Source organism: Chamaesiphon sp. OTE_20_metabat_361 (assembly GCF_031364565.1).
This window is the reverse complement of record NZ_JANLWO010000092.1, coordinates 1-7,505: the sequence shown is the minus strand read 5'-3', so window position 1 is coordinate 7,505 and position 7,505 is coordinate 1. Positions and strand designations below refer to the sequence as shown.

The window sequence follows — 7,505 nt, the reverse complement described above, 5'->3', positions numbered from 1 at the left end:
GTCGGGATTGGCGGCGATTTCTTCGCGGATGGCGAGTTGGTGGGCTTCAGGTAGTTTCTCCATTTCTTTGACTAATGGCGCGATGAAGCGCGGTGGAGTGGCTCCAGATGCGGCTTGCTCTTTGACTTCATCGGGAATCAGATCGGAACTCATTGCCATCCATTCGTCGGAGAGTTGGCGGACTTCGCGGCGGGTAATCTTATCTCCACGCTCGGCGGCGTCAGTGACTAGTTGTTGGACTTCTGGGGAAGATTTGGCGGTTTCGACGAAGGCGCGTTTACTAAAATTCTTGAGTGCTAGGGGCGAAAGTTCGCCATTTTCGAGGAGGGTATCGGCACTATTGGCAAGTTCGATCCAAGCATAGGCTTGGCTTTTGCTCAGTTCGCGATCTTTGAGCCAGTTGAGAAAACCTTGTCCGCGTCCGTCACCACCTTTTTTTTCTTTGTCGCGGACGGCTCGCAGGATTCTCCCGCGCCAGATTTCGGTTTGCAGATCGAATCTATCGCAGACTGTCCACGCATCATCGATGCGTTGTTGAAAATCGAAGTCACCCACTGCCTCGTCTTCAGGATCGGGTAAGTCGAAAGTCAGATCGGCATTGGTTTCTAATGCCTCTACAAGTTCGAGATCCGTAACAGAGCCAACTGAAGCAACCATCGATCGTCCTCAAGGTAAATTGAAAGCACCAAATAATTCTGACTCTGAGATATAAGAGTCGAAAAATTATCATACCATTAGGCACGATCGCGGTCGATCGATCTCCAGATTCTCAACTACCTAAATCAGCACCTTCTGAGGGACGATGAGTTGGATGCCATCGATCGATCTCATCTCGCCGATACCTAGACAACCATCTGCACTCATGACTTTGACATACCCGTCTAACTGTGAAGCTGTGGGAGTTAATTCGATGCCTGCAAGCGCCAACTGTTTGCCCTGACTCCAGAATTTGACTAGCTCCGCATCTACGAGTGTAGCTGAGGGCAAATGTGATAATGCTCGATCGGGTGAAATCGGTCTGAAAGTACCTGCTTGTTGTTGCTGTTCGAGTTCCTCTAGAGTGATGCTATCTGCCAATTGCAAGCCACAACTGGCATTTCGTTCTAAAAATGCCAAAACTCCTCTCGTGCCCAGCTTAGTGCCCAAATCGCGGGCGATCGAGCGAATATATGTGCCCCCACCACAAGCGATTTGCACTTCCACTTCGGGGAAGTCTCCAGGTGTCCAATTCAGGATATCAATTCGATCGATCTTCACCTGGCGGGTGGGTACTTCGATGACTTCGCCAGCGCGAGCGAGTTTATACAATCTTTGTCCGTTGACTTGAATCGCGCTATACATCGGCGGTGTCTGCACGATGTCGCCGATAAATTCGGTAAGTGTGTGGCGGATCTGTTCGATAGCTATGTCTGTGACTGGTTCGGAGTAAATCACCTCGCCTTCGAGATCGTCGGTGGTAGTTTGCACCCCCAGCCGGATGATGGCGCGATACGCTTTGCCTGTTGGTAAGTATTCTAATAGCCGCGTGGCTTTCCCGATCGCGATCGGGAGTACGCCGACTGCGGCTGGATCTAGTGTGCCACCATGTCCGACTTTTTTGGTCTGTAAAATCCGCCGCACTTTGGCAACACAATCATGTGATGTCCAGTTTGGCAATTTCTTTAAGTTAATAAATCCGTCCACAAGCGTAATTAGAGGTAATGTTGAGATTTTGGGTTGCTAAGATCGATATTTATCATGAATTTTCAGCTTAACTCGATCGCGGTAGCTTCAGTGGCTATTCGAGCATTTTCGGCTATTATTAAGATATTGCGTAGTAGGGTGGGCACCGCCCACCATCTAGGTTTCAGGCACGATCTCTTCTGTAAATAATTGCAACCACCTCATATTATGATTGCTAGATATCGCGTAGGGTGGGCAGTGCCCACCATCTAGGTTTCAGCCACAATCTATTTTACAAATAATTACATCCACCTCATATTATGATTGCGAGCAAAACTAAATCAGATCGATACTTTTTAGAACGGTTTGCGAAATTAATCGATCGAGATGAAGTAGCGGCTGGCGTGTTTTTAGCGCCAGCATTAGTTATATTAGGTCTGTTTTTAGTGTTCCCAATTCTCTACTTGGGCTACCTGAGTTTTACGGGTGGGAGTTTTACTAGAGCGGGGGTGCATTGGGTTGGTTTGAAAAATTACTTACGATTGCTGCTGACGCCAGATTTTTGGCAAGTTATTTTTAATACTGTTTATTTTACGATCGGGACGGTGATTCCGAGTACGATTATCCCGCTGGGTTTGGCGGCATTACTCAATCGTAATTTAGCATTTACGGGGATCTTGCGGACGATCTATTTTATTCCGTCGATCGTCTCACTAGTTGCAGCCGGATTGGGTTTTCGTTGGATCTTTCAGGCTGATGGCGCGATGAATAGTCTGCTGGCTAATTTCGGCATCGATAAAATCTCTTGGCTGAGTGACTCGGTATGGGCGATGCCTGTAGTCATCCTCGTGAGTATTTGGAAACAGATCGGCTTTAATTTGGTGGTGTTTTTAGCGGGATTGCAAGCTATTCCCAGTACGCGGTATGAAGCTGCCGAATTAGATGGTGCTAATGGTTGGCAGCAATTTTTATATATTACGCTACCGGGGATTCAGTCTACTTTAATTTTTACCGCGATTACTACGACAATTTTTACGCTCAAAAGTTTCGAGCAAGTATATATTATCACTGGTGGCGGCCCACTCAATTCTACTAATCTATTAGTTTACTATATCTACGATCGAGCTTTCGCTCAATTTGATTTTGGCTATGCGGCGGCAGCGGCAATGGTATTACTGCTATTTACATTTGGCTTGGTCTATTTACAGTTACAGAATTCGACTCAAGAGTAATTACTAGTTGTCAAACTGCTTTTGGCGTGTATTGATGCCGTTTACGAATGGCAAAAAACAAGACGATAAATGTACAAATACCAGCTAAGTATAGCGGATAGCCATAGGTGAGTGGATGGCTTCGGTCTACCATTAATCCCGCAATGATAGGGCCGATACCGTTGGCAGCACTTAAGTATGAAGCATTTAAACCAGACATTCTACCTTGTTCTTCAGGGCTGGTATTGAGTGAGATCAGGGTGCTAATCATCGGTTGTACTAATGAATTAAATAGTGAGAAGAGCATACCGATGACTAGAAAGAAGTGAATATCGGGGATAACTGGCATCAAGATAAATGACAAGCTTCTAAAAAATAAGCCTACAAATAAGATTTTGACTAAGCTTAAATATTTAGTAAGAATTTTAACGCCTTGAATTTGAACTATAACACCAGTAACCCCGATCGCCAGAAATAATAGTGTCAATGATTTACTATCTTGATGTAAAACATTTAGATAATAGGGTTGAAAGGCAAAGGTAAATAATGTAAATGTGGTACCGACACAGAGATTGATAATAAATAAAATTCCCAATCGGGGAAAGGACAAACCTTCAATCAAATCTCGCATCCCCAGATCGAAGATATTGGTATCGAGATCGGCGCGTTGTGGCAATGTTTCTGGCAAGAAGAATATCGTAATAACTAGAGCGATTGCCGCAAATGCAGCGGATACTAAAAATGCCGTACCAAGCGATCTTTGTTGAGCCACCAAACTTAAAACAGGCCCCATCACAAACCCCAAACCTAGTGAAGCACCGAAGATGCCAAAACCTTTAGCGCGATTTGCTGGTGTGGTTACGTCCGAGATGACGGCTTGAGCGACGGAGATATTACCACCAGTCACCCCATCGAGAAATCTGGCAAAAAATAAGACTGCGGCATTTGGCGCTGTCCCTGCGAGTAGATTACCAACTACCGTCCCAACTAAACTAATAATTAGTAGTGGTCTTCTACCAAATCTATCGGATAATTTACCAATAATTGGTGTCGCAAAAAATTGAGCGATCGAGAAGATGGCAAACAGAAAGCTAGTCTCAATATCACTGAGATTAAATTCACGTCCATATTGATAAATTGTGGGAATGAGAATCGTGAAACTCAGTGAGTTAATAACATTAATCAGTGCAATAATCCAGAAGCTACGATTCATGAGATTTGGGGTAAGGAATTTGAAAAAGAGCCGTTGGCTGAGCCTCTCCATCGGAGAATCTAATCCTACTTTTAGATCGGGAAATATACTTAGATCGGTGTAAATACGGATACCGTTCGCAAAGCTGTGTGAATAGATCGGGGAATCTTCGGATTAATATTTGTACCAATTTCGATTAAAATCGAATTGAATAGAGCGCAACCTCATCGCTCTTCAACTCATAAGTGCTTTTGAACTTGAGCGACATCTCAATTCGCCAGAAATTGCTCTGGGTCTAAATTTAACTATATCCATAAACCAAAGGGTTACAGCAATGTATACTGCTGAATTATCCTAGCCTGACAATTTTGCATACCTCTCCCCGATTTGTTACCGATCGTGACTAGTAACTTATGCTACACCCCCGCTTTTTGAGATCGTCTGCGTTTGTAACTCCGTTAGTTCGACAAACATTCCCGACTGGTAATGGTTTTGGTGGTTCGAGTCTCAACACCATTCGCTTTCAGATTTCAGGATTCAAGACCATCAATAATTCGGAACACAGTGCGGTAAAAATACCTACTCACATCCAACCAGCATCACTGTTAATCGAAGTTGGCAAGATCTTCATCCTAACTCTATGGCTCTGGTGCGCGATCGCGTTTGATTCTTGCTGGAGTGGGATGAATTCACGGGCGAGTTATTCGACTCAAGATGTGTGAATTCTTGACACTTTAATCGATCGCGAATGTGCCGTGAGGCAGTCGCTTCACCACATTTCTATTCCGATCGATCGCTAATTAATTATTCTTAAAAACTGGAGCGAGCAGTTTAAGTTACAGCTCGCTGCAATCTCGATCGTAGTCACATTACATTAGCTCCCAGCCTACTCCTGTTGCCATTTGGGTCGCCAACCAGGTTTGATAGTTTGATGCGATCGGGCGATCGCCAGACAGTCATCGGGGACATCACTGACGATTGCCGAACCAGCGGCTGTCGTCACTTGAGAGCCGATATTTAGCGGTGCGACTAAAGTGTTATTAGAACCAATCCGGGTAAAATTACCGATGGTGGTTTGATGCTTGTGCTTACCGTCATAATTAACGGTAATGGTGCCCGCACCGATATTGACTTGCTTCCCAATGGTGGCATCGCCTAGATAGGATAGGTGCGCGACATTGGTATTATCACCGAGTACGCTCTTTTTCAACTCGACAAAGTTACCGACGCGACAGGATTCGCCAACTTGAACATGTTGGCGGATATGGGCGAAGGGGCCGATATTTGCATTATTACCGATCGAGCTATCGGTCGCCACGGAATACATCAATGTCACATTGGTACCGATTTGACTATTTTCAATCAGGCTCCCCGGCCCGATCCGGCTGCCGCTGCCGATGGTAGTATTACCCCGGAGATGGGTTTGCGGCTCGATAATCGCATCGACACCGATCTCGACGGTATCATCGATCGTCACGCTATCTGGATCGACGATCGTGACCCCAGCAGCCATCCAGTCATCTTTAATCCGCGATTGGAGGATTTGATAAGCAGTCGCTAATTGGCGGCGATCGTTAATCCCCAAAATCTCGCGCTCGTCAGGGACATCGTAGACCATCACTGGTGATAGAAAATTTACGGCATCGGTGATGTAGTATTCTTGCTGGCTGTTATTGCTCTGCAATTTTGGTAAAACTGCCTGGAGTTTTTGCCAGTTAAAGCAATAAATCCCGGCATTCACCCGGCGATTTTGACGTTGAATGTCGGTACAGTCGCGATCTTCGATGATTTCTTGGAGCAGATTATTACTATCGCAAAATACCCGTCCGTACCCCTGGGGGTGAGCTAATTGGGCTGTAAGTATCGTTGCGGCATTTTGATGCTGCTGGTGCGTCTGCAAGAGTGCTGTGAGAGTTTCCGGACGCAGCAGGGGGACATCTCCATTTAAGACGAGTAAATCGCCCTCAAAGTCAGCCAAATGGGGAAGTAGTTGTTGGACAGCATGTCCGGTACCGAGTTGCTCGGTTTGCTCGACAAACTCCAAATCGGGATAATCGAGCATCGCAGCTTTGACGCGGTGAGCTTGATAGCCGACAATCGCTAACTGGCGTTCGGGTTGTAGCACTCCACACCCGATTAATACCCGTTCGACTAACGATCGTCCTCCCAGTAAGTGTAATACTTTGGGTAAGTCCGATCTCATTCGCGTGCCTTTGCCCGCTGCCAGAATTGCTACTGCTACCATAAATATGACTACTACCGAAGGAAACTAAATAAAGCCTCTCTTAAAATACCCCATTGCCTGAAACATGAATGCGATCGTTGATAAAGTTCCTGCGATCCGAGCTACTCAGGGGATGCTTGAAAAGTCAATTCTGTTAAGCACAAACCCTGGAAATCCCCCCTAGCCCCCCTTAGAAAGGGGGGAACCGGACTTCTTAGTCCCCCTTTTTAAGGGGGATTTAGGGGGATTTGGATCTAAGATTCACATCAAACAACCCTTTCAGACACCATTTCAGGGGCGATCGATTGTTTTACAGCGATTCTCTTTCAGAGAGGCTTTGCCAACGTGCTTCTCGTATAATCGTATTACTGACGATCGATAACTTGAAATTGATATATGCCTGTATGGTTAAGACGGCTCATTGCAGCGGTGTTCTTAGGTGGACAAGCGATCGTGCATATTCTTAGGGGCAAGTTTAATTACCCCAATATTATCGAACAAATGGCTCTAGTCGGGCCACAATCATTACTAATTGCGCTGGTGACATCCACAACCATCGGCATGGTGTTTACAATCCAGGTAGCCCGAGAATTTATCAATATCGGTGCGGGACAGATCGTAGGTGGAGTCTTATCCCTAGCGCTGACTCGCGAACTAGCTCCGGTATTGACAGCCGTAGTTGTCGCTGGGCGGGTGGGTTCGGCATTTGCCGCCGAAATTGGCACGATGAAAGTTAGCGAACAAATCGACGCGCTGTATATTCTCAAAACAGATCCCGTCGATTATTTGGTAATTCCGCGCTTGGTGGCGTGCTGTATTATGTTGCCATTGCTAACGATTTTATCGATCGTCACGGGGATGATTGGTGGCTTACTGGTTGCTACAAGTATTTTTGGATTGCCAACCCAAGTATTTCTAGATTCCGCTCGCAATTTCTTGAATGGCTGGGATCTATGTAGCGCACCGATTAAAGCCGTTTGTTTCGGGGCGTTAATCGCGATTATCGGTTGTAGTTGGGGCTTGACAACCACAGGTGGTGCTAAAGGAGTCGGACAATCGACGACAACTGCGGTTGTCACTTCGCTACTGGCGATTTTCATCTCCAATTTTTTCCTGTCCTGGGTGATGTTCCAAGGTGCGGGTAATGCTGTTAAATCGCTTTAGTCTACGGCGTAAATCTAGTTCAGATGGGAGATGGGAGAGGGGAGATAGAACA

The 7,505-nt window shown here is 45.9% G+C and carries 6 protein-coding genes and 1 pseudogene; 3 read left to right on the top strand and 4 right to left on the bottom strand.

Annotation, left to right across the window (positions count from 1 at the left end):
- Positions 1 to 657 (bottom strand): annotated as a pseudogene (locus RMO35_RS02535) (hypothetical protein); the annotation flags it as partial.
- A 120-nt stretch (positions 658 to 777) separates the two neighbouring features.
- Positions 778 to 1,683: a tRNA pseudouridine(55) synthase TruB gene (truB, locus tag RMO35_RS02530; protein WP_309738351.1), complete on the bottom strand. Its 906-nt coding sequence runs from the start codon at positions 1,681 to 1,683 to the stop codon at positions 778 to 780.
- 299 nt (positions 1,684 to 1,982) lie between these two features.
- Between truB and RMO35_RS02525 the strand changes: the two genes are divergently transcribed.
- Entirely contained in the window at positions 1,983 to 2,894 is a 912-nt protein-coding gene (locus tag RMO35_RS02525; RefSeq protein WP_309738350.1) for a sugar ABC transporter permease, read from the top strand.
- Between the two features lie 10 nt (positions 2,895 to 2,904).
- Here RMO35_RS02525 and RMO35_RS02520 read toward each other — a convergent pair whose 3' ends face one another.
- Complete coding sequence (locus RMO35_RS02520) at positions 2,905 to 4,086, bottom strand: MFS transporter (protein ID WP_309738349.1); 1,182 nt, start codon at positions 4,084 to 4,086, stop codon at positions 2,905 to 2,907.
- Positions 4,087 to 4,478: 392 nt separating this feature from the next.
- Here RMO35_RS02520 and RMO35_RS02515 point away from each other — a divergent pair, with 392 nt between their 5' ends.
- The gene (locus RMO35_RS02515; RefSeq protein ID WP_309738348.1) at positions 4,479 to 4,787 is read left to right on the top strand and encodes a hypothetical protein; all 309 of its coding nucleotides are present in this window, start codon (positions 4,479 to 4,481) and stop codon (positions 4,785 to 4,787) included.
- Positions 4,788 to 4,951: 164 nt separating this feature from the next.
- On the opposite strand, the gene glmU is transcribed toward RMO35_RS02515, so the two are convergent.
- Positions 4,952 to 6,310: a bifunctional UDP-N-acetylglucosamine diphosphorylase/glucosamine-1-phosphate N-acetyltransferase GlmU gene (glmU, locus tag RMO35_RS02510; RefSeq protein ID WP_309738347.1), complete on the bottom strand. Its 1,359-nt coding sequence runs from the start codon at positions 6,308 to 6,310 to the stop codon at positions 4,952 to 4,954.
- Between the two features lie 375 nt (positions 6,311 to 6,685).
- Here glmU and RMO35_RS02505 point away from each other — a divergent pair, with 375 nt between their 5' ends.
- Entirely contained in the window at positions 6,686 to 7,453 is a 768-nt protein-coding gene (locus RMO35_RS02505; protein WP_309738346.1) for an MlaE family lipid ABC transporter permease subunit, read from the top strand.
- Positions 7,454 to 7,505 lie beyond the last annotated feature (52 nt).

Coding starts and splice junctions, on each gene's coding strand:
- RMO35_RS02520 (WP_309738349.1), bottom strand. CDS start 4,086: ATGAATCGTAGCTTCTGGATTATTGCACTGATTAATGTTATTAACTCA.
- RMO35_RS02505 (WP_309738346.1), top strand. CDS start 6,686: ATGCCTGTATGGTTAAGACGGCTCATTGCAGCGGTGTTCTTAGGTGGA.
- RMO35_RS02515 (WP_309738348.1), top strand. CDS start 4,479: ATGCTACACCCCCGCTTTTTGAGATCGTCTGCGTTTGTAACTCCGTTA.
- glmU (WP_309738347.1), bottom strand. CDS start 6,310: ATGGTAGCAGTAGCAATTCTGGCAGCGGGCAAAGGCACGCGAATGAGA.
- RMO35_RS02525 (WP_309738350.1), top strand. CDS start 1,983: ATGATTGCGAGCAAAACTAAATCAGATCGATACTTTTTAGAACGGTTT.